The 22,183-nt window shown below is 38.2% G+C and carries 23 protein-coding genes; 6 read left to right on the forward strand and 17 right to left on the reverse strand.

Annotated elements, in window-relative coordinates:
• Positions 1–72: 72 nt before the first annotated feature.
• On the reverse strand, positions 73–552 hold the full coding sequence (locus HS960_RS16775) for an ATP-grasp domain-containing protein (protein WP_153846021.1): 480 nt from the start codon (positions 550–552) through the stop codon (positions 73–75).
• Between the two features lie 29 nt (positions 553–581).
• On the reverse strand, positions 582–1,232 hold the full coding sequence (locus tag HS960_RS16780) for an ABC transporter ATP-binding protein (RefSeq protein WP_182333244.1): 651 nt from the start codon (positions 1,230–1,232) through the stop codon (positions 582–584).
• A gap of 172 nt (positions 1,233–1,404) precedes the next feature.
• Here HS960_RS16780 and sucC point away from each other — a divergent pair, with 172 nt between their 5' ends.
• The 3 genes from sucC (at position 1,405) to HS960_RS16795 (ending at position 5,132) form a co-directional block, all read left to right on the forward strand.
• Positions 1,405–2,598 carry an ADP-forming succinate--CoA ligase subunit beta gene (sucC, locus tag HS960_RS16785; protein ID WP_153846023.1) on the forward strand — a complete coding sequence of 398 codons (1,194 nt, stop codon included), beginning with the start codon at positions 1,405–1,407 and terminating at the stop codon, positions 2,596–2,598.
• A gap of 321 nt (positions 2,599–2,919) precedes the next feature.
• Complete coding sequence (asnS, locus tag HS960_RS16790) at positions 2,920–4,365, forward strand: asparagine--tRNA ligase (protein WP_088160265.1); 1,446 nt, start codon at positions 2,920–2,922, stop codon at positions 4,363–4,365.
• Between the two features lie 146 nt (positions 4,366–4,511).
• On the forward strand, positions 4,512–5,132 hold the full coding sequence (locus HS960_RS16795; protein ID WP_182330105.1) for an L-threonylcarbamoyladenylate synthase: 621 nt from the start codon (positions 4,512–4,514) through the stop codon (positions 5,130–5,132).
• 367 nt (positions 5,133–5,499) lie between these two features.
• On the opposite strand, the gene HS960_RS16800 is transcribed toward HS960_RS16795, so the two are convergent.
• The 7 genes from HS960_RS16800 to tilS form a co-directional block, all read right to left on the reverse strand.
• A complete protein-coding gene (locus HS960_RS16800; RefSeq protein ID WP_182330108.1) occupies positions 5,500–5,934 on the reverse strand; it encodes an SRPBCC domain-containing protein in 435 nt (144 codons plus the stop codon).
• Between the two features lie 264 nt (positions 5,935–6,198).
• Positions 6,199–6,762: a Crp/Fnr family transcriptional regulator gene (locus tag HS960_RS16805; RefSeq protein ID WP_182330110.1), complete on the reverse strand. Its 564-nt coding sequence runs from the start codon at positions 6,760–6,762 to the stop codon at positions 6,199–6,201.
• An 11-nt stretch (positions 6,763–6,773) separates the two neighbouring features.
• The gene (locus HS960_RS16810; protein ID WP_228280047.1) at positions 6,774–7,100 is read right to left on the reverse strand and encodes a DUF721 domain-containing protein; all 327 of its coding nucleotides are present in this window, start codon (positions 7,098–7,100) and stop codon (positions 6,774–6,776) included.
• Positions 7,093–8,196: a DNA replication/repair protein RecF gene (gene recF / locus HS960_RS16815; protein WP_182330112.1), complete on the reverse strand. Its 1,104-nt coding sequence runs from the start codon at positions 8,194–8,196 to the stop codon at positions 7,093–7,095. The genes HS960_RS16810 and recF overlap by 8 nt, the downstream gene beginning before the upstream one ends.
• 33 nt (positions 8,197–8,229) lie before the next feature.
• Positions 8,230–8,550: a DUF4834 family protein gene (locus tag HS960_RS16820; RefSeq protein ID WP_182330114.1), complete on the reverse strand. Its 321-nt coding sequence runs from the start codon at positions 8,548–8,550 to the stop codon at positions 8,230–8,232.
• Positions 8,551–8,639: 89 nt separating this feature from the next.
• Positions 8,640–9,134 carry a hypothetical protein gene (locus HS960_RS16825; RefSeq protein WP_182330116.1) on the reverse strand — a complete coding sequence of 165 codons (495 nt, stop codon included), beginning with the start codon at positions 9,132–9,134 and terminating at the stop codon, positions 8,640–8,642.
• Between the two features lie 191 nt (positions 9,135–9,325).
• Positions 9,326–10,657: a tRNA lysidine(34) synthetase TilS gene (gene tilS, locus HS960_RS16830; RefSeq protein ID WP_182330118.1), complete on the reverse strand. Its 1,332-nt coding sequence runs from the start codon at positions 10,655–10,657 to the stop codon at positions 9,326–9,328.
• Between the two features lie 99 nt (positions 10,658–10,756).
• Here tilS and HS960_RS16835 point away from each other — a divergent pair, with 99 nt between their 5' ends.
• On the forward strand, positions 10,757–13,285 hold the full coding sequence (locus tag HS960_RS16835; protein ID WP_153846029.1) for an OstA-like protein: 2,529 nt from the start codon (positions 10,757–10,759) through the stop codon (positions 13,283–13,285).
• A 145-nt stretch (positions 13,286–13,430) separates the two neighbouring features.
• On the opposite strand, the gene HS960_RS16840 is transcribed toward HS960_RS16835, so the two are convergent.
• Positions 13,431–14,006: a non-canonical purine NTP diphosphatase gene (locus tag HS960_RS16840; RefSeq protein ID WP_182330121.1), complete on the reverse strand. Its 576-nt coding sequence runs from the start codon at positions 14,004–14,006 to the stop codon at positions 13,431–13,433.
• 168 nt (positions 14,007–14,174) lie between these two features.
• On the opposite strand from HS960_RS16840, the gene HS960_RS16845 reads away from it, so the two are divergent.
• The gene (locus HS960_RS16845) at positions 14,175–14,426 is read left to right on the forward strand and encodes a hypothetical protein (RefSeq protein ID WP_182330123.1); all 252 of its coding nucleotides are present in this window, start codon (positions 14,175–14,177) and stop codon (positions 14,424–14,426) included.
• A gap of 57 nt (positions 14,427–14,483) precedes the next feature.
• Positions 14,484–14,789, forward strand: a complete 306-nt coding sequence (locus HS960_RS16850) for a hypothetical protein (protein WP_182330125.1) — start codon at positions 14,484–14,486, stop codon at positions 14,787–14,789.
• A gap of 71 nt (positions 14,790–14,860) precedes the next feature.
• Here the strand turns inward: HS960_RS16850 and HS960_RS26930 are convergent, their stop codons facing one another.
• From HS960_RS26930 to HS960_RS16885, 7 genes are all read right to left on the reverse strand, one after another.
• Positions 14,861–15,520 carry a hypothetical protein gene (locus HS960_RS26930; protein ID WP_228280049.1) on the reverse strand — a complete coding sequence of 220 codons (660 nt, stop codon included), beginning with the start codon at positions 15,518–15,520 and terminating at the stop codon, positions 14,861–14,863.
• 91 nt (positions 15,521–15,611) lie between these two features.
• Entirely contained in the window at positions 15,612–16,592 is a 981-nt protein-coding gene (locus tag HS960_RS16860; RefSeq protein WP_046674101.1) for a deoxyhypusine synthase family protein, read from the reverse strand.
• Between the two features lie 140 nt (positions 16,593–16,732).
• Positions 16,733–18,520 carry an outer membrane beta-barrel family protein gene (locus HS960_RS16865; protein WP_182330127.1) on the reverse strand — a complete coding sequence of 596 codons (1,788 nt, stop codon included), beginning with the start codon at positions 18,518–18,520 and terminating at the stop codon, positions 16,733–16,735.
• Positions 18,493–18,954: a hypothetical protein gene (locus HS960_RS16870; protein WP_182330129.1), complete on the reverse strand. Its 462-nt coding sequence runs from the start codon at positions 18,952–18,954 to the stop codon at positions 18,493–18,495. The genes HS960_RS16865 and HS960_RS16870 overlap by 28 nt, the downstream gene beginning before the upstream one ends.
• Before the next feature lie 21 nt (positions 18,955–18,975).
• Entirely contained in the window at positions 18,976–20,451 is a 1,476-nt protein-coding gene (locus HS960_RS16875; RefSeq protein WP_153846035.1) for a M56/M15 family metallopeptidase, read from the reverse strand.
• Positions 20,444–20,815 carry a BlaI/MecI/CopY family transcriptional regulator gene (locus HS960_RS16880; RefSeq protein WP_153846036.1) on the reverse strand — a complete coding sequence of 124 codons (372 nt, stop codon included), beginning with the start codon at positions 20,813–20,815 and terminating at the stop codon, positions 20,444–20,446. The genes HS960_RS16875 and HS960_RS16880 overlap by 8 nt, the downstream gene beginning before the upstream one ends.
• A gap of 254 nt (positions 20,816–21,069) precedes the next feature.
• Positions 21,070–22,167, reverse strand: coding sequence for a mandelate racemase/muconate lactonizing enzyme family protein (locus HS960_RS16885; RefSeq protein WP_153846037.1), 1,098 nt, complete (start codon positions 22,165–22,167; stop codon positions 21,070–21,072).
• Positions 22,168–22,183 lie beyond the last annotated feature (16 nt).

Here is a 22,183-nt window from a genome sequence, read left to right on the forward strand (position 1 = left end):
GTAAAAGCTTAAAATTAAGAGCTGTGTCGACATTGTTAAAACCTTAATGACACTGGCCACAAAAATAAGATTCTATTTGGATACACAGATTAACGCTAAATCCTCGCCTGAATCCGAAGCAACAAACAAGCCATCCAATGATCTTTCGAAAGTCGCCGAATCCAATAAACTGTTGCCCTTTGACAGGAGTCTATAAGGCAAATCAGCAGGCGGATTTTCCATAACAGGAATAGTTTCAAGCAGATCTTTATCGGGGACAAGAACTGAAATCTGATATTCCTCAAATAAAACTTTGGCTGTGGACAATGGTTCCAGCTCAAAACCACCTAAAGGCAGCACATAATCAACCTCTTGGTCTAAACTTAATTTGAGTATCTCATGTGCAAAAGTAGGAAGAAGACCTTTTGGAATTTTGGCATATTTCCCTGATGCTAAAAGCAATTCGGGAATATCTTCTGAACTTGCATATAATATTTCGAAATCAGCCCCAAGTCTTTTAGCGATACGCATCGCCAAAGGTCTGGTTCCGAAAGTTATTAGTATTTTCTTCATTAAAAATATAATTATAATCTGGATTACTGTTACACAACTAACCCATCGCGCATATGAATCGTTCGGTCCGAAATTCGGGCAAGCTCCTCATTATGGGTAACGATAATAAAGGTCTGCTGAAATTTATGTCTAAGATCAAAAAACAATTGATGTAAAGCCGCTGCATTCTCTGAGTCAAGATTACCCGAAGGTTCATCTGCCAAAATAATGGAAGGATCGTTGATCAAAGCACGAGCCACAGAAACACGTTGTTGTTCGCCGCCAGACATTTCAGCAGGCTTGTGGTCAATGCGATGAGAAACCCCCAATAATTCAAGCAATTCTTTTGCTTTAGCTTCCGCCTCGGACCTCCCCTTTCCCTGAATAAAAGCTGGAATACATACGTTTTCCAAGGCAGTAAATTCAGGCAGCAAATGGTGAAATTGAAAAACAAAACCAATATGTTCATTTCGGAAAGCACTGAGCTTTTTAGCATTCAATTTTTGAACATCAACACCATTGATGGAAACCGTTCCCTGATCTGGCTTATCCAAGGTACCAATGATGTGCAACAGTGTACTTTTACCAGCTCCTGAGGCACCAACAATACTGACGATTTCCCCTTTTTCAACAGCGATATCAACACCTTTCAAAATCGGTAATGACCCATAAGCTTTGTGAATTCCTTTGGCATGTAACATCATAGGACAAAGATAAATAAATTTACGATACCACGTGTTTGAATAAATAAGCTGTTATTTCTCTATTCCAGCCATTTTATTTTGTCTAAATGTCAAAAAATAGATAAAAGAGCAACTTATCCCTTGTCTTATCCCCCAAAAAATTATATTTTTACGCCAAATATTTTTGCAAATGAACATTCACGAATATCAAGGAAAGCAAATACTAAAGAGCTTTGGTGTGCGCGTACAGGAAGGTATCGTAGCAGATACTCCAGAGCAAGCTGTGGAAGCGGCCAAAAAAATGAAAGAAGACTACAATTCTGATTGGGTTGTTGTTAAAGCTCAAATTCACGCTGGTGGCCGTGGTAAAGGTGGTGGTGTCAAGTTAGCTAAGAACTTAGATGAAGTCAAACAAAGAGCAACTGACATCATTGGTATGCAATTAGTAACGCCTCAAACTGGACCTGAAGGTAAAAAAGTAAACAAAGTTTTGGTAGCTCAAGACGTTTATTATCCAGGCGAGAGCGAAACAAAAGAATTCTACATGTCTGTATTATTAGACCGTGCTAAAGGACGTAACATCGTTATGTACTCTACAGAAGGTGGTATGGACATCGAAGAAGTGGCAGAAAAAACACCACACTTGATTTTCAAAGAAGAAATCGATCCAAAAGTAGGCTTACAAGGATTCCAAGCACGTAAAATTGCTTTCAATCTTGGTCTTTCTGGTGCTGCACACAAAGAAATGGTAAAATTTGTTGCCGCTCTTTACAAAGCATACGATTCTACAGACTCTTCTATGTTTGAGATCAATCCGGTATTAAAAACTTCAGACGACAAGATCTTAGCAGTTGATGCGAAAGTAAATCTTGATGAGAACGCATTGTACCGTCACCCAGATTACGCTGCTATGCGTGATGTAACTGAGGAAGATCCAACGGAAGTTGAAGCTGGTGAATCAAACCTAAACTATGTTAAATTAGATGGTAACGTAGGTTGTATGGTAAATGGTGCTGGTTTAGCAATGGCTACAATGGATATTATCAAAATAGCTGGTGGTGAACCTGCAAATTTCTTGGACGTAGGTGGTACTGCAAATGCTGAAACTGTAAAAGCTGGTTTCAATATCATTTTAAAGGACCCTAACGTAAAAGCGATCTTAATTAATATCTTCGGTGGTATTGTTCGTTGTGACCGTGTTGCTCAAGGTGTAATTGATGCTTACAGCGAAATCGGTAACATCCCTGTTCCAATCATCGTTCGCCTTCAAGGTACGAATGCTGAAGAAGCGAAAAAATTAATTGATGAGTCCGGTTTACAAGTTTATTCTGCAATCTTATTGAAAGAAGCTGCTGAATTGGTAACGAAAGTATTAAAAGGTTAATTCCTTTAATCATCATAACAAAAAGCGCGGATTAGAAATAATCTGCGCTTTTTGTTTCTACTCCTCCTATCGTTCGCCACACAGACAAAAAGTTCTCTTCTTAGCAAACCTATATTCATCGCAAAACGAGCTGTGTGCCATTTCCCAATCTTTGAGTTTTCACCTGTCTTTATTTCAAAATATATCTCCTCTATGCGCTATAATGAACCATCATGAAGTGAATTAAATCAACATTTATAACCAATAAACCAACAGAATAGCTTATTTTTGTATTGCTTTTTTGACAAAGCATCTTTTACAAGTCAATCTCCAAAAATTAAGATGGAACACACAAGAATAAAGGAACTATTGAATGCCACAGAATTTGGCAAAGAGGTCGTTGTTAAAGGTTGGGTAAGAACTTTCCGCAACAATCAGTTTATAGCAATCAATGACGGTTCGTCAATCAATAATATTCAAGCAGTTGTCGATTTTGAAAATACACCTGAGGATATCTTAAAACGTATCACCACTGGAGCAGCAGTTCGCGTAAAAGGTCAGTTGATAGAATCACTGGGTAAAGGACAAAAAGTTGAGGTTAAAGCTACTGAAGTAAGTATTATTGGCGACTCTGACCCCGAAAAATATCCATTACAACCCAAAAAGCATAGCTTAGAATTTTTACGTGAAATTGCGCATTTGCGTTTCCGTACCGGAACATTCAATGCGGTATTCAAAGTGCGTAATGCTTTGGCATTTGCTGTACACAAGTTTTTTCAGGAAAACGACTTTGTCTATATGCATACGCCAATCATCACAGGTTCGGATGCGGAAGGTGCCGGAGAAATGTTTCAGGTTACAACCCTGGATTTAAAGAATCCTCCACGCAAAGAAAATGGAGATATCGATTTCAAAGAAGACTTCTTTGGAAAACCGACGAACCTTACTGTATCGGGCCAATTGGAAGGGGAACTTGGTGCCATGGCATTTGGAAACATCTATACGTTCGGTCCAACATTTAGAGCGGAAAACTCAAATACAACACGTCATTTGGCTGAATTCTGGATGATCGAACCCGAAATGGCTTTCTATGAATTGGAAGACAATATGGACTTGGCCGAAGCGTTGCTGAAATATGTGATTAAATACGCTTTGGAAACTTGTCCAGAAGAAATTGAGTTCTTAACAAATCGCTTGTTGGAAGAAGAGAAATCGAAACCAGCTGCGGAACGCTCAGAATTAAATCTGGTAGAGAAATTAAACTTTGTTTTAACAAACGATTTTGAACGCGTTACCTATACAGATGCCGTTGAAATATTAAAGCGTAGCAAACCAAACCAGAAGAAACAATTCAAATATTTAATTGATGATTGGGGAGCTGATTTACAATCGGAACACGAACGCTATTTGGTGGAAAAACACTTCAAAAAACCTGTTATCTTAACAGACTATCCACGCGAAATCAAGTCCTTCTATATGAAGCAAAATGAGCCGGATGCGCAAGGAAGAAACACCGTACGTGCCATGGATATTCTTTTCCCAGGTATTGGTGAGATGGTCGGTGGTTCACAGCGTGAAGAAAATCTTGATCGCTTACTCGATCGCATGGCTGAAGTTGGTATTCCTGCAGAAGAAATGGAGTGGTTCTTGGATACGCGCCGTTTTGGATCGGTACCACATTCGGGATTCGGCGTAGGTTTCGAACGCCTCGTTTTATTCACGACGGGAATGACTAATATCCGCGACGTCATTCCATTCCCACGTACGCCGAAAAACGCAGAGTTTTAATATAAAGAACAACAGCCAAAACAAAATATTTTGGCTGTTGTTCTTTATATATAGCGTATCTGAATGCAGATAATAACCATTGCCCCATTGACATCTACAATAGGGCCTGAGATTAGACCTAATTCAGGTACTTAACAAAAATAAAAATGCTCATTAAGATATATAACGACAACCCCAATCCCAGGGCAATAGAACAGGCGGTTGATATTCTTCGCCGTGGTGGTGTAATTATCTACCCTACCGATACTGTATATGGTATTGGCTGTGATATCACGCAACAAAAAGCCATAGAACGCGTATGTGAAATTAGAGGTCTAAAACCAGAAAAGGCTAATCTATCATTTATATGCTATGATTTAACAGATATTTCGCAATACACAAAATCCTTCGATACCTCCGTATTCCGTGTATTAAAAAAAGCCCTGCCTGGACCCTTTACTTTTATTTTTAACGCAACAACTAAAGTCCCTAAGCTGCTAAGTTCCAAAAAGAAGACTGTGGGTATCCGTGTGCCAGACAATAATATTGTTCGTGAAATTGTTAAACAATTAGGCAACCCTATTGTGACAACCTCCATTCACGATGAAGATGAAATTATTGAATATTCTACTGATCCCGAATTAATTCACGAAAAATACGAAGATCTAGTTGATGCTGTTATAGATGGCGGTTATGGCGATAATGTCGCATCTACCGTGGTTGATCTTACAGAAGGAACTTTTGATGTTATTCGTGAAGGAAAAGGTGATTTGGAGCAATTCCTATAAAAACCAACTTTCAATAGAAATTCCCCATATTAACCTATTTGCAAAATTCCCTCCAGCAGCATTGTTGGTAATTTGTGCATAAATTACTCCCACCAACATACTTATTAACAAAACAAGCCACTTATTAACACAATAAATGTTAATAAGTGACTTGTTGACATATGCATATTAGCATAAAATGTGTATAAGTAGCCACTTATCAACACCATATTGTTAATAACACAAAGCGAAAGGATTCAAAAAAATAACAAATTGTGCAAAACTAGGGGGTTATACACATAAAAATGTGTATAAGATAGCATTCATCGACAAATCCGTTAAATAGCATGTTTATAAAAAAACTATACTAACAGATCCCTGTGGAAAGTTAAGAACCATACTCCACCCGCCTTTTTATCGCCATGTTGAAAAGGTCAAATCCGCGCTTTGTTTCTATAAGGAGTTTTCCCAGAAAAGGAACCAACAATCCAGAAAACAATTCACCTTGGACAAATCTAACTTGTGTAGCGCCCACTTGCTCTAACCTAAAATAATGTTCGCCATCAAAAATACCGGGAAAGAATAAATTCCCTTTCCAGCGCAGCTCTCTATTCCGTTCAATAGATAGAAATTTTGGATTCATTTTGATCTTAAATCCGTTTGGCTGTTCTAAAAATACTTTGCAACGTTTTCCTACCACCGGTTGCTTTTCAAACTGTTTGATAGTTGGGCTCCATTGGGGATAAGCCTTAAATTCACTTAACACCTGCCATACCTCTTCTGCTGTCGCGTCAATGAGAATACTCGTTTCAATCTTTTTCATTTGTCTTCTTTTTATCGCTGAAACGACAAAATAGTACATACTCCTTCATCTACTTCAAATCCCAATAAGGCGTATGTGATGCTATTTCTAGTTTCGTCTTAATATCAATTATTACAACTGCAAACAAACTAGGCAAGCTTAATATGTCCCGCAACGACGTATAAATAACATCAAATTTTGGTTGTGTGCGCTATTAAGCAAGCTGTTCGCTAACAGCTATAGAACAAAACTAGAAAAAGACAGGGAGCTCACTCTTGACTTTTATCAAGAACTTATTTTTGCTCGAATACGACTCAAGGTTTCTGGGCTCATACCCAACACGGAGGCGATGTATTGAAGGGGCACTTGTTGGAATAATAATTTATGTTGTTCAAAATATTGGACATATCTTTCTTCAGCGGTTAGACAAATAAAATCCGAGATTCGCTGCTCCATGGTGCAAAAACATTTTGCTAAAAAAGCCTTCTCAAATTTATTCCATTCCACAATTTCGGATTCCATCCTTTGGTAATCGGACTTTGACAAACGGTATACCGCACAATCGCTAACGCATTGGAAATTCCATATGGAAGGTCTGTCAAAAATGAAAGAAGCAAGATCTGTCACAAAATGATTCCTTGTACCTATCCATTGTGTAAACTCTCCTTTTTTCGACCAAGCATATTGACGGATCAATCCGGATTCTATCACAAACAGATTGGAAGAATAATCGCCCGCCTTGATCAGATAATCACCTCGTTTTAATTCAATACGCTCAAAGTTTGAGAAAAGTTTTAAGGCACTAGCTTCAGAAATAGGAAAAAAATCTTGAAAGAGTTGCTCTAACATGAAAGGAGGTTTTATAAAATCACGACTTCTTCAATAATGACGTGACCTACATATTCATTTACTCTTCCTAGAATTTGTCTACGCATAAGCGCCAATTCATTCTTAATAACAGCAGACTCTACCCGTACGAACAGTTTTTTATCACGAACATATAGCTGCTGTGTGCGATTAGCAATAGCTTTACCAATTAATTGAGGCCAAACAGATGCGATCGAAGTTTCATCAAATTTCCTTCGTAGTTTATAAGCCTCCAAAAGACGCTCAACCCCCTCTTTAATCGTCATATCGTCGCTTGACCGAATGAATTCTAGGCTTTTTTTAGCTTGCTTCTTATACATTGACTTGTCCTCCTTCAATATCAAATATACGAACAGGGCGGCTGATTTCGTCAAAGATTCGCTGAATTCTCATGGAATCTGTATCCGTCAGGAAAATCTGTCCAAAATCATCTTCTGAAACCATCTGCATCAATTTATGTGTACGGCGATCATCAAGTTTATCAAAGATATCATCCAAAAGAAGTAAAGGTTTAAAACCCTTTTTCTGTTGTAAATAAGAATATTGTGCAAGCTTCAGTGCAATTAGAAAAGATTTTTGTTGGCCCTGAGAGCCAAACTTTTTTAACGGCATTCCACCGTGAATGGTAAAGATCAGATCATCTTTATGTATCCCCTGAGTTGTGCGTTCCATAATACGGTCACGTTCCAAATTCTTCTCCAAAATATTTAGAAAAGAATCAGCCATTAAAGGCGATTCATAGTGTAATTGAACAGACTCTGCATCCTCGGTAAGGAATTGATAGTGTCGATCAAACTCTGGCTGAAACTCCTCCATAAAAGACCTTCTTTTCTGGAAAATAATATTTCCTACTTCTTCAAGTTGAAAATTGAGAATTTCAATTAGGCCCAGATCCAATACACTGGTTTGACGCGCTTGTTTAAGGAGACTATTACGTTGGGCTAAAAACTTATTATAAATAATTAGGGTATCTAAATATTTATTATCTGTCTGGGAAATCACATTATCCACAAACTTTCTGCGCTCTTCACTTCCATCTGTTACGATGATGCTATCATTTGGGGATATCATGACCAAAGGAAATAAGCCGATATGGTCAGCTAGTCGGGGATAATCCTTTTTATTTTTTTTAAACTGCTTTTTCTGATTTTTCTTAAGGCTACAAGAAATGAAATCACTAATTGATTCTTTATCAAACTCCCCCTGTACCATAAACCAGTCATTACCTGATTTGATATGCTGCGAATCAATTGGATTGAAATAACTTTTACAGAGTGATAAATAGTGAATCGCATCTAAAAGATTGGTTTTACCAACACCATTATTCCCCGTAAACGCATTTACCTCGGGAAGAAATTCCAAAGATGATTCCGAGTAATTCTTGAAATTTAGAACAGAAAGTTGCTTCAGCCACATAGCACAAAGATACGCTATTTGGGTTGCTAAAAATTATTTTATTTCCTCAAAATCCACAAACTCACCAGCAGTTTCAGTCCCTTTGCGTTCAGGGCCATCCTTCGGTGGAATGTAATCGACATGTACCTTCCCTTCAGGCTGAGACCTTTTACTTTCCTGTTGTCCTTGACCATTAAATTCATAATAAAATGTACCGCCTGATCCTTGGCTACCGTATGCTCCACCCTGCTGCTGCGCTTTTTTCATCAACTTTTCAGCTGCCTTACGCATTGCAAATGGTAAAAATAATCTAAATAAGAATCTTACTACAAAGTAAACAGCGAATGTAATAAGTATAAATTTTAAAAATGCCATAGTTAATTCGTTGCTATTTTCTCAAATTTAACCAATAACTCGATAAACTGTTGTCTTTAAAATGTCAGATAAGAATTTATTAACAAATTTTAAGACTTTCCTAATCGCCCTTTTGTTTCCATAATCATTCGATAGAGCTCTTCCTGGCGCTGTGTTCCCAATACGTAGGTAAGACCATTTTTATCTGTTAAAAAAACAGCATTTTTGCCACCAGCAAAGAATTTAATCTTTCCTTTTGTATGCAGATTATAAACTGGATTATTGAAAAAGAATGTGCTATAAGGCGCCTTTTCTATTTTTGTAATAGAGGCAAGATCGATTTTGACGACACGAGTAGACCATAGTCCACTAATTAGTATATGGTCTTGAAATACTTCTGTACGGAATAACACCATATACATCATAACAATAGACGTGATGATAATACCTACTCCTACGATAAAGAACAATTGGCTCGATATCAAATGGTCTAAATTCAAATAAAATGCCGTAAAACAAAAAAGTACGAGCACTAAACGCACGCTGATCCAAACACGGTCACGACCTAAATATTGATTTTCCGAATAAAGTACACCTTCTTTCATTTACTTAAGATTTAGCTATTAATTTGGAGACTTCACACCCTTGTTTCCTAATAGCAGAGCTCCTCAATAACTTCGTTTTTACTTCTATAGATTTTGTCACCACCAGGGTCCATTGTTTGACTATCAACCATATGGCATTATTTCTCAAAACAGAGACCCTTGGCGCTGATTAACATCAGCAATTTTTGCTGCTAATCAGTTCTGCAAACTAAAGTAAGGACTTTTTTTGTATTGGCGGTAATTTTATAACGATTGTCCATGCGATAATTGGCTACCCATAGGATATCTCCATTTCCATTCACCACGATCGGAATATTTTCCTTTTCAAATAAGCTGATCTTCTTATTGATAAAAAAATCGCTCAATTTCTTCCGCCCTTCCATACCTAAAGGATAAAAGCTGTCGCCAACTTTCCATGATCGAATCGTGAGTGGGAAAACTAATACATCATAATCCAACTTTGCAACCTCACTCGCTTTGACAATAGCTAGATCCGAAGAAACATCGGCATGAAAACAATAGTGTTTCCACTCCACTGTCGAAGTTTCGGAGGTGATTAAAGCCTCGTCGGGAGAAATAAATTCCTTTTCACGAATAAAAAGCTCATTTCTATCCAAGAGCATATGGTAGGCATCGGATTGAAAAATACGCCCAGACTCTCTTGTCCAAGCCTGTTGAAGATCACTTAGTACCGCTTTTGAGAAATTAAATGCCGAAAACAACTCATAGAGTAAAGGCAAATTATCCATATAGGGTTCCAGGTCCTCTTTCCGAACTCCCCAGCCCTCATCTATAGGATAAAACAGTTTTCTCCGGATGGGCTCCACAAATTGCTGCAACAGCTGGTAAGATTCCTTAAAATGATTGATATTCTGCTCGAAGACTATCTCAAAATCTGGCTGAAGTTTTTTAAAATGTGGGATGATATCAATTCTTATTTTATTACGCGCATATTTTGTTGAAAAGTTGGATTGATCGTCTCGATAAGCAATCCCATACATATCAACAAAATGTTCAATTTCGCTTGCTTTCAGAAAAAGTAGAGGCCGAATGATGCGTTCCCGGATAGGGAAAATACCCTGGAGTCCTTGGAGACCAGTTCCACGTGAAAGGTTCAGGAGTACCGTTTCGATATGATCGTTCAAATGTTGAGCTACTGCAATTCGATCGAACTGCAGTTCATGTCGTAGCTTCTCAAACCAAGTATAACGGAGTTCCCGGGCCGCCATTTGAATCGAAATTTGATGATCCTTTGCGTAAGCTTTTGTATCAAAGTGCTTCACGTATATTGGAACATTATTTTCCGTTGCAAATTTCCGAACTAAAGCTTCATCCTCATCAGATTCTGTTCCCCTTAATTGAAAATTGCAATGTGCAATCGCAATAGTATACCCTGCTTTTGCAAATAAATGTGCCATTAACATCGAGTCCTTTCCCCCACTCACCGTAAGCAATATTTTATCATGAGGCATCAACAAATGCTCCTTTTCAATATAGCCCATTAGTCTTTCCAGCACATTCATAGAACAAAGTTACGGTATATTTTGTCCGAATAATAAATTCAACTCTTAAAATTTGTGAAATCCAGTGAAGTAGCAATTAAAATCCATATTTTTGCCCTTGTGAAACAATACATTTATACACTTATTGTATTTATTTTAACTGGCTTGTCGGTCCAAGCACAGAAACAGGATGAACTAAAGCTTCTTTCATCATCCCATATTATTACGGGGAAAGACGGCAATATTTTGTTTTACCGTCCAGTCTATGAACATGTGGGTTCAACGCTATCATCAGATAGTGGCTATTTACATAAAGACAACATTGGCCGACAATTTTTTGAAGCCTTTGGAAACGTGATCATTACTCAACCCGACGGTACACAGATATTTTCCAATAAATTACATTATGAAGCAGCAATGCAGCTCGCTACGCTTACAGGCGCTGTTCGGATGGTCAGTACTAGTGGATCTGTATTAACAACCGATCATCTTGTCTACAATATGCGAAGTAAAATCGGCAATTATTACAGCGGCGGGCGTATTCTATCAGGAAGCGATACAATTACAAGCCAGCGAGCTACTTATTTCGAAAATACAGGGGAATCTTATTTCAATCAAAAAGTTGTGGTTCGATCAACCAATGTAAAAGTCTACACAGACTCCATGAAATATAATGGTAATACACGCATTACTGATTTCTATGGCCCTACAAATATCAAGGGAAATAAAGGGGAAAACCTGTATACTGAAAAAGGCCGATACCATATGGCAACGGGGCAGGCTTATTTCTCTAAAAACAACCTCTACACAGAAGGGACAAAGTTTCTTAAAGGAGACAGCCTATTCTACGATAGACAAGTGGGAATCGGCAAAGCCGTAAAAAATGTCGTCTTTGTTGATACCTTAGACAAATTTTATGCCTATGGTGGATTTGGTTTGTACAACGGGAGGAACGAATCCATTACAATGACAGACAAACCCCTGATCATTTCGGTGGTCAAAAAAGATTCAACACAAAAAGATTCTGTATCTTCTTTGTCTCCTGTCCAACAAAAATCGGAGAAAGAGCTAAAAAATGAAGCTAAAGAATTGAAGAAGATTGAAAAAGAACAACACAAAGATGAACTCAAATCAAATAAAGCCACATCGCAAGTTGTTCTAGAAGAAAAGGAACATCCAGGTAAAAATATCAAAAGCGATAATAGTAAATCCCTTAAGGCTGATCCACAAGTCGATTCTGTTTTTATGACAGCCGACACCCTCTTCTCACAGATGATATTTCGCCGAGATTATATTGCAAAAGATTTTAAATTGAATCGTGAAGGTGGGGCTATTGAAGATGATAATGAGATCGATTATGGTGACCAGGATTCCAGCTCAACAACAGTTGATTCTACAGGTACATTAGATAACACAAGAGTTAACCTTCACAAGGGAATAGACAGTTTGTCTAAAAAAGACAGTGGCAAACCGGTTCTTGAAAAGAGCATTAAAAAAGTACAAGATACACTTACAAATAAAAAACCGATTGCATCAAAGAAAATACCAGCTATTGTCGGTGATCAAAACAAGATAGAAATTGAAAAAAACCTTAAGGCTGATAGTGTATTGCGTAAAAAAGCGATCATCCCCAAAGGCGGTGAATCCGATAAACTGATGGGAGCAGCTTTAAAAAATGCCCAAGAGAGTAAACGGGATTCTCTCGCCCAGGATACAGCTAAAACACGGATTATAAAAGCCTACTATAATGCACGATTATTTAAATCGGACTTGCAGGCTGTAGCAGATTCTATGTATTATGGCATGCAAGATTCCATGTTCAGACTGATGGGAAAACCAATGATGTGGGCCGAAAACTCACAAATCTCCGGAGATACCATATTTCTACAGGTAAAGAATCAGAAATTAGACAATTCCTTACTCGTCGGTAATGCTTTCATGGTAAACGCAACAAGCGACTCATTGAAATTCAATCAGATTAAAGGTCGGAAGATTACCAGCTTTTTCACCAATAACCGTATGGAACGTCTGTTTGTTGATGGCAATGCAGAAAATATCTTCTACAATATTGATGAAAAGACCAATGTAACCACTGAGCTTGTGCATGATCGAAGCAGTCGTTTCAAGATCTTGATGGAAGATAATAAGTTGAAGGAATATGTATCTATTCGAAAAGTGGATGGCAAAGTCTATCCTATTGCTGAAGTCACGGCCGACAAGGAGTTTCTTCCGAATTTCACCTGGCGCCCCGAAGATCGACCTAAATCAAAAGATGATTTATTAAATCGAAAAAGGGATCTTTCAAAAGCGTCATTTACAGTTCCGACTGCACCAGAAGGTGAAGAATCTGGCACAATGAAGTCTATTAAAAAAGGTGATAAAACAACTACCCCTCAAAAAGGTGCCGCCAAGAAAGTTGGTGCGAACGAAACGCTCGAGAATGAAAAAGAGGTAGAGGCTGCAAACAATAAATCGAATGCTGTAACCAAAACAGCGAAGCCATCTGAAACAACGGATAAAGCTAGCGCTACAAAAACAAATGTAAAGACCGCAACCGACAAAGTAGCTGCAAAGTCCGACTCAACAACTAATAAATCAGCGATAATACCTGCTAAAGACAGTATCCAAACAAAAGTAAAAGCTAAATAAATAGCAGAAGTAACAAAAAAGGAAGCGTAAAACAAATTGTTTTACGCTTCCTTTTTTGTTATTTCAAGGCCTCAGCCCATCAGATTATCCCTTCCCGTTAAATTGGAAGCTCCTTACTTCTAATCTAAATAAAAAAAATACTAACCTATTTTGTTTTTAGGTATTCAGCGAGTTTGCCTACAGCAATCGCCCGATGGCTAATGCTATTTTTTTCCGCCGCAGTCATTTCGGCAAACGTTCTATCATAGCCATTCGGAATAAAAATGGGATCATAACCAAAACCATCAATACCCTTACGTTCTTCAATAATTTCCCCCTCGATACTTCCTTCAAAAAAGTGCTGCTGCTCATTCAAATATAATGAAATAACTGTTTTGAATCTCGCTGTACGATTGGGGGTATTGCCTAATTTTTGGAGGACAAGATCAATATTCTTTTCCATATCCCTTGATCCAGAATAACGTGCTGAATAAACTCCCGGTTCGCCATTTAATGCATCAATTTCCAAACCCGAGTCATCACCAAAACAGTAAAGGCCATATTTATCAACCAAATAATCTGTTTTCTGCTTGGCATTTTCCTCAAAGGTCTCTCCTGTCTCAGGAATATCATCGTTACAGTCAATATCATTTAAACTCTTAATGATAAAAGCATTTCCCACGATCGCTTGGACTTCCTCCAATTTATGGGCATTATTGGTTGCAAATACAAGTTCTAGCATCTTCTTCAAATTTAGTTTTTGTTTGTTCTTTCTCTTTGTTGACGGTGCTCCTCACCTTGCAGTAGGTTACTATCTTTCCATGAAGTCACACCCCCAAAAATAAGCATTACGATATATATATTCTGTAATAAAACTTATATTTGGCAACTATTAACCCAATAAAAAATAATGAAAAAGTATTCTTTAGCAGTTCCCCTACTGCTTACTTTAATGATGGTGTCGCCACGTAGTTCATTTGCACAAAAAATGAAAGTTCTTTCTGGAAATTTTGACTTCCTAAAAGGACAACAGGAATTGAACGTTGTGTTTGATTATACCCCCATGACCTTTTATAACGAGAAGATGTCAGAAAATGATTATTTGGAAAAAAGAAACAAAGACATCAGTGCGAATAAAGGTACGAATGAAGCAGAAAATTGAAAAAATGACTGGGCTTATTCCAAATCTACCGCATTTCCAAACAAATTTTTTGCTTCGATGAACAAAAACTGTGCTATCGTGACCGGGAGTAAAGAATCGGCCCCTTACACATTAATCGTTCAAACAACATGGATTTATCCAGGATGGTTCGCCGGACTAATGAAACAACATGCAAAAGTTACCACATTATTAAAGTTTATCGAAACAGCTAATCCTGCTCATGTGCTACTCGAAATAAATAGTGAAAAAGCACCTGGAGATTTTGATTTCGTCGGGATACCCAATTCCAATGACAGAATAGCTGAGGGTTACGCTAAAACTGCAAAGTCCCTTGCCAAATTAATAACAAAGAAGATTAAATAATAGATGGGGTTTAAGAGCTTACATCCCCTCTTAAATCCCAATTTTTATTCATAACAAGTATCTGATAAAAATCAGGAAACAATAAAGGTCTTAAATTCGTTCCAGAACAGCTTCTTTTTATTCACATCGACAAACATTTCTTCAAAACTGAACGTATTAAAAACCGTTGCAATACGCCCTTTCATGTAGGAATTATGTTCAATAAATGGAAGTTTCAAAGATGCGGGTTCCACACCCAACAGTATAATCTTAGTCGGTTGAAAAAACTGCATAATGCGCTTAAAATCATTCGGGTTATGGGGATTTGCCAAATTGAGTACCGCAACGGTCTCTTTGGTCAATTTCAAGGCACCAATTGTTTTTTCAAAAGCGTCCAACGCTGCTGGAGAAAAGTAGGGATATTGCTCGTAGCGCAATATAAATAGTATGCCCTGATCCTTATTTCCTTGATATATAAATTCACCACCCAATACCTCCAGATTGTCAACAGTATCGCCGCCCCCGCCGGACTCAATAGCCATAGCGGCCTGCTCCGCACCTAACCCAACTGCCACATACGAGGTATCCTTCGTTGTCGATGATGAGGGGTCAGCATATTGCACATGAGTACTGTTCTCCTCCTGTAAAGGATGTACAGACAGATCGGCTTGAAAATCAAAACCATTTCCAAAAATTGTTTCATCCATTAAGGTCTGAAGTGCAACGGGATTATCTGTTGTAAGATTGCTCATGGGGAAAAGAAATATTAGACCGTAAAGATAAAGAAGAAAAAGGGAAAAGAAAAAGGAGCGAAGAATCGCTCCTTTCTGTATGTCAAAAAGATTAATGACCTAAGATATACGAGAAGATTAATGGCGCAACGATCGTCGCGTCAGATTCTACGATAAATTTAGGTGTATCAATATCTAATTTGCCCCAAGTGATTTTCTCGTTTGGAACAGCACCAGAGTAAGAACCATACGAAGTAGTTGAATCAGAAATCTGACAGAAATAAGCCCAAAAAGGTACTTCTTCCCATTCAAGGTCTTGATACATCATCGGAACTACACAGATTGGGAAGTCGCCAGAGATACCACCTGCGATTTGGAAAAATCCAACACCTTTACCTGCCGAGTTGTTACGGTACCATTCTGTCAAGTAAATCATGTACTCGATACCCGATTTTACTGTACTTGCTTTCAATTTACCTTTAATCACATTGGAAGCGAAGATATTACCTGTCGTTGAATCTTCCCATCCAGGACATACAATCGGTAAATTTTTCTCAGCTGCTGCAACAATCCAAGAATCTTTTGGGTCGATCTCATAATATTGTTCCAACACACCTGAGTTAACAACTTGATAAAGAAACTCATGCGGTAAGTAACGCTCGCCTTTAGCCTCAGCAGCATGCCAAACATCCTCAAGATGTTTTTGCAGACGACGAAAAGCTTCCTCCTCTGGAATACAAGTATCTGTAACACGATTATAGTGATTATCCAATAGCTCTCTTTCTTGCTCAGCTGTCAAATCTCTATAATTCGGGATTCTTTTGTAGTGTGAGTGTGCGACAAGGTTCATCACGTCCTCTTCTAAATTAGCACCAGTACAAGAAATAAAGTGTACTTTATCTTGACGGATCATTTCTGCTAAAGAAACACCCAATTCAGCAGTAGACATTGCACCTCCCAAAGAGATCAACATTTTTCCACCATCCAACAGATGCTCCTCGTAACCTTTTGCAGCGTCTACTAATGCAGCTGCGTTAAAGTGACGGTAATTATGCTCAATAAATTGAGAAATAGGTCCTTTTTGAGTACTCATGATATTTTCTAACTTTTATAAAATAATAAGTACCGCAAAGGTACTGAATATAATCTATTTTCGTCCAAATAGAGATTCAAAACGCGTATAGACCACATTTTTTTAACAAATGTAAAAAGAATGGTATTCCAATGCTACGATTATAAACGTGACACTTCTCCTTCAATTGAAGTCTGTTTGACCTTTTGCTTTTTATAAAGGCCAAATGTATAGTTAAAATTTAGGCCAATAATTCTTGAATCGACCACTGTTTTAGAATAAATATTGAATCCCTGTCCCAAAATCTCTCGTTTCAAAACACGGCTATGAAACAGATCCCGTACTGTCAACGCAAGACTTAACGCATTCGAAAATTGCTTATTGACCGCCAGATGCATTTCATATAAAGGTTTTATAACTGTCTGTGCATAAAGCACATTAGTTCGGTATGAGTTTGTCCAATTTACAGTCATTTGATAAGGCAAATTTAACTGCATCATAAGATTACTCTGAAAGGACCAAATCCCCCGATTGATCAGAAGATCATTCAACTCCGTTGGTATATTTTTATAATGTATATATTGAATCTGACCAAAACCATAGAGCATCAAATTTTTAACAATGGCTTTTCCCATATTCATCGAGATAGCAGCACTCTTAACACCGGCAATATTCTGATAGGTTTGCGTATAATTTTGCTCACTAAGCTGATGGACCATGGAGATATAATTTCGATGATTGATCAAAGAAAGTCCAATATTCCATTTTTGACCATGAACATATTTAAGATCCATATTATCTGACAATTGAGCAGAAAGCTGCGCATTACCCTGATAGGTTGTGCTTGGATCGAAAAAGAAAATGGAAGGGTTCAGATCTTGATAATTAGGCCGTGATATTCTTCGCCCATACGCGACCTGTACCGCTTGACCATTATTTTCAGCTATTCGATAAATACCAAACACGGTCGGGAATAGATTGAACATTTGCTTCCTCCCATTCGTGTTTCGATCTATGTAGTCAATTTTCGTCTGAAATTGTGCGTATTCAGCCCGTACACCTAATTTAATCTCCCATTGCGCAAGTTTTAGTTGAAAATCCGTATAAATCGCTTCCAGGTATTCGGTTTGTTTAAAAGTATTTTCTAGGCTATTATCTTCGGCCATTACATACTCTTTTTCCCCTTTTTGATAATGTCCATACGATTGACGTTGGGACCGACTCGCCTGAAAGCCTGCTTCCATAGAAAAGGACCCGCTAAGTTTCCGTTGAAAATCACCCCTGATACCAAAAAGATCAACAGAGAACGGGTTATTTGAGCGCAAAAATTGCTGCTGCTCTTGCTGGTCAGAAAAAAAAGGTACTGTCCTTGTCTTCAAGTCCTGTTTCCTAATACTGCTGTAACGCAAATAATCAAAATCGAACTGAAGCGCTTCATTCTTATTTTCCCCAGCAAAATCATAGTGAAGATTTATACTATTTCTATGCAGCGGATTTCTCAGGTTACTCGTTGAAGCAGTGGATTGCTTCAATGTTCCATCAGCTGAAAAATCATTTTGATAGACACCTATCTCTTTATAATTATTACGAAGATAATTCCAGCTCAGTTCAACAGACGACTGCTTGTCGATCCGATAATTCATACCCAAACGACCATTTAATTCCTGTGTGTTATTCGTTTCCTTATTCAGCTGTCCGATCACATAATGAACATTTTCACTATACGCAAGTTCACGCTTGCGGTCAACATCAAAATAATTCGAAGAGCGTGCAACGGAAAAACTGGAGTTTAAGGACCATCTCTTCATTCCATACTGAAGGCTCACGCCATTATTATACTTCCAAAGCCTACCCTTTGATGCACCTAAAAAAACATTTCCTTTTAGACCTTTCAGTACATCCTTTTTTAAACGAATATCAATTACCCACCAGCCCCCTCCGCACTCCATTTCGCAGGTGGTATAGTCATGAGATCAATGCTCTCTAAAGAGCTTGCCGGTATAGATTTTAAATAGCCGACCAAGGAAGTTCCGGTTAGATAGGTCTGCTTGCCATTGATGGTAATCAATACGCCCGTTTTTCCCTGTAACGACAAGTTCCCTAATTCGTCTACCTCTATACTCGGAATGGCATTTAAAACAGCGAAAGTATTTCCATTCAATAAAACGGGATTGCTGCCTGGTCGAATACGGACCCGATCCAAAAGCTGCTGCTCGAGAGGCCTTGCCCCCTCTACAAGCACTGTGTCTATCCGTCTTGAATCGGATCCATTATTCCGCAGCATCGTACTGTCAGTTAATTGTTGTTTAGTTTTGGGAACCATTTGCGCCAATAACAGACATGGCAATGCCATGGATAACCATAAGAGTATCCTAAACTTCATGATATAAACGAAAATTAGTGCTTAGTATTCGAAACTTTGATCTATAGCGTGGGCTAGTTTATTGACAAAGTCAGGTTTCACATTTTTATCAATAGCATTGATGTTATCCAGCTCAAGAAGAAGTGCAGGTATTTTAGCACCACGTAAAATCGCTAGCTTTGTATTTATCGCCGGAGCACTCGCAGCCAGTCCATTCTGTTGCAACCTTTGTCCCAAACTAAACGCAAATTTGCGGCTAAGCTCTTCTAGCATCGTATGATTAACCCCCGACTGATATAATATTCGAATAGGAAGAGATTCTTTGTCTTTTACATTGTCGAAATGGATCGATAGCAATAAATCCCCTTCAAAGTTCGATCGGTCTCTGAGTAATTTATATTCATCAGCAGCCCTTGACAACACTACTTTGTACCCCTTGCGCTCCAGCTCCTGTTTCAAAAGTAAACAGGTTTCCCAGGTCAATGATTTTTCTTCCAATCCGAAAGATGAAATCCCCCCCGTGTCTTTCCCTCCGTGTCCGGGGTCAAGGATGATCGTTTTAGACGGATTCTTTTTCCCATTTAAAGATGCTGAAAACCAAACGCTCTTCGGGGGATTAATAAAAGAGTAAAATAGCAGTAAAAGGCCTAATAAAGGAACGGTCAATACATATTGCCATCTATTCTTTTTAGAGGAAGGTTTTGCCATCATGGCCTGAACCCGTTCGACCAGCTCATGCCTATTGTTAAATAAACTGCTCTGCAATCCAGCAGGACAGGCCTGCTGTGTTAAAGTCAGTAGAAAACGGGCATAGCTGCTGTTACCATATCGATTGGCCAACACCTCATCAACCTGATATTCATGCACCAAATACAGCTGTCTACGCATCCAATAAACAAATGGATTTAGCCAAAAAAGGCAACGAAAAATTTCTATAAACAATTTATCCCAACGATGTTTAAAAACAATATGCTGGCTCTCATGTTCAAAAATTAATTTTCCATCTGCCGAATCAAGCTGATCTTCTTCCATAACAATTACATGCTGAACTGAACAATTCGCATAATGTCCAAAGGGAGCAACCATCGTAAACCCATCAAATTTATACTGACTCAGCTGTCTAATACGGCGGAATAAGTGGATATAGCGTAACGCAAATCGGCACAACAAAACAAAAGATACCAAAAGATATCCATAAGCAATGCCATATCCAATCGAAAAGGAATGCCAGAAAGAATCGACCATTTCTGTTTCAGATACGAGATCACCCGAAGTTTCTATCGAATGAGCAACTGTGTTCGATTGTTCAAAAGCGAGCACAGAACTTGTCGACGAAAGAAATAGTTCGCCCAAACGTACAGTTCCAAATGGCAGAAGCAGACTCAACAAACATAAACCCAGGATAAAATAACGGTTCCATTGAAAAAATGAAAGCTGTCTGAATACCAGAAAATAAAGAACTGCCCCGATTACCAGACTGCAGTTAACTTCAAATAAATAATAAAGTAAGCTATTCATGATCTTCGTGTTTTTTGATGAGTTGTTCTATTTTCTGAATATCCTCCGCCGAAAGCTTCTTTTCTTTTACCATAAAAGACAGTAAATTCTCAACCGAATCATCAAAATAATGATCGAGCACTCTTGAAAATGAAAACTTTCGGTATTGCATCTTCGAAATCAAAGGATAATATTGATAAGTTTTTCCGAAGGCTCTATAACCTACATACCCTTTTTTTTCCAATATTCTTACAATCGAGGAGATTGTATTATAGGGTATGGAACTACTTGGATCCAGATACTCAATAATATCTTTGACAAAGACCTCGTTGAGCTTCCAGATCACCTGCATGACTTCCTCTTCTTTTTTTGTTAATTCTTCCATAATTTGATACGTTGTTTATACTAACATAAAGTTATAACTTATTTTTCAGTTTTACAACTTAAAAACAAGTTATAAAACTGAAAAATAAGTTTATAGAAGATATTCAATCAAAAAAAGGCTATTAAAACCTACTTTTTCAACAACTTAGAGAAAAACAAATAGGCCGCCACCAAAAAGATAACGATAATAATCAGGACAATAATCTCTTGTGTCCCTATTCCCCAGTTCATACTATTCATAATTTTTTTTCCAATTTAAATGATCCATTTCTCGCATTGATCTAAAAAAGTTTGGTCTATATCTGCGCCGATTCCAATGTGGTCTGAGATATGTATTTTGTATCCGTCATATTGAATACCGCCGATAACAGGATCCTCCAGATGTCCAACCATACAAGTGTCCAGATCAAAAAACTTGACATTCGGGGCAGCATAAGCGAAATGTACTTTAGCAGCCAAAGCCAAGCGAGATTCCAGCATCCCTCCGATCATACAAGTAATGCCGTATTCAGCGGCAATATGATTAATTTTTAAGGCCTCTTGAATACCTCCTGATTTCGAAAATTTAATATTGATATAGTCGCAAGCATCAGCTTTACAAAGGCGCTCTGCGTCATGGTGAGAATAAACAGATTCATCCGCCATCACGGGAACAATAGTTTCTGTGCGCAATTGCGGTAAATATTCGTCATCCCAGGTACGCATTGGTTGCTCACAAAATTGTATCTTAAAAGGCTCCAGCCCCTGCAATGCTTCTATTGCCCCCTCATAAGACCAGCCTTGATTTGCATCCACGCGAATAGGCATTTCAAATCCAACAGCCTTACGTATTTCACGAATACGCACAATATCCGTTTTTGGTTCCTTCCCCAGTTTAACTTTCAACATGACCGCACCTTCGTCCTGTAAACGCTTTGCCTTCAGCGCCATCTCTTCCGGAGATGCAATTCCTAAAGTGATATCTGTCGTAATCTCTCGTTTCGTTCCCTTTAGAAACTGATAAAGCGGCAGACCAGCATGTTTGGCAGCCAGATCATGCAAGGCCATATCAAACGCCGATTTGATCGTTTTGTTACTGGCAATATACAAATCCAATTCAGCCAAACGCTCTTCAATGGCCAAAGGATCGCGCCCCTTCCAGATCTTTGCAAAATCTCTTGCCAGAACTAAGCAAGTATCTTGTGTTTCTCCAACGATCATCGGAAAGGCAGAACATTCGCCCACACCATATATATTGGCATCGGTATATATACGTATAAAAGTATTTTGCGCATAGTCCATCGTCCCTGTCGCAATGACAAAAGGTTCCATAGGAATGCTTAGTCGATAAATTTCAATTTCAGTTATTTTCATCTCATTCTCTTTAGTT

The sequence above is a fragment of the Sphingobacterium paramultivorum genome (assembly GCF_014109745.1).
Taxonomy (GTDB): Bacteria; Bacteroidota; Bacteroidia; order Sphingobacteriales; family Sphingobacteriaceae; genus Sphingobacterium; species Sphingobacterium paramultivorum.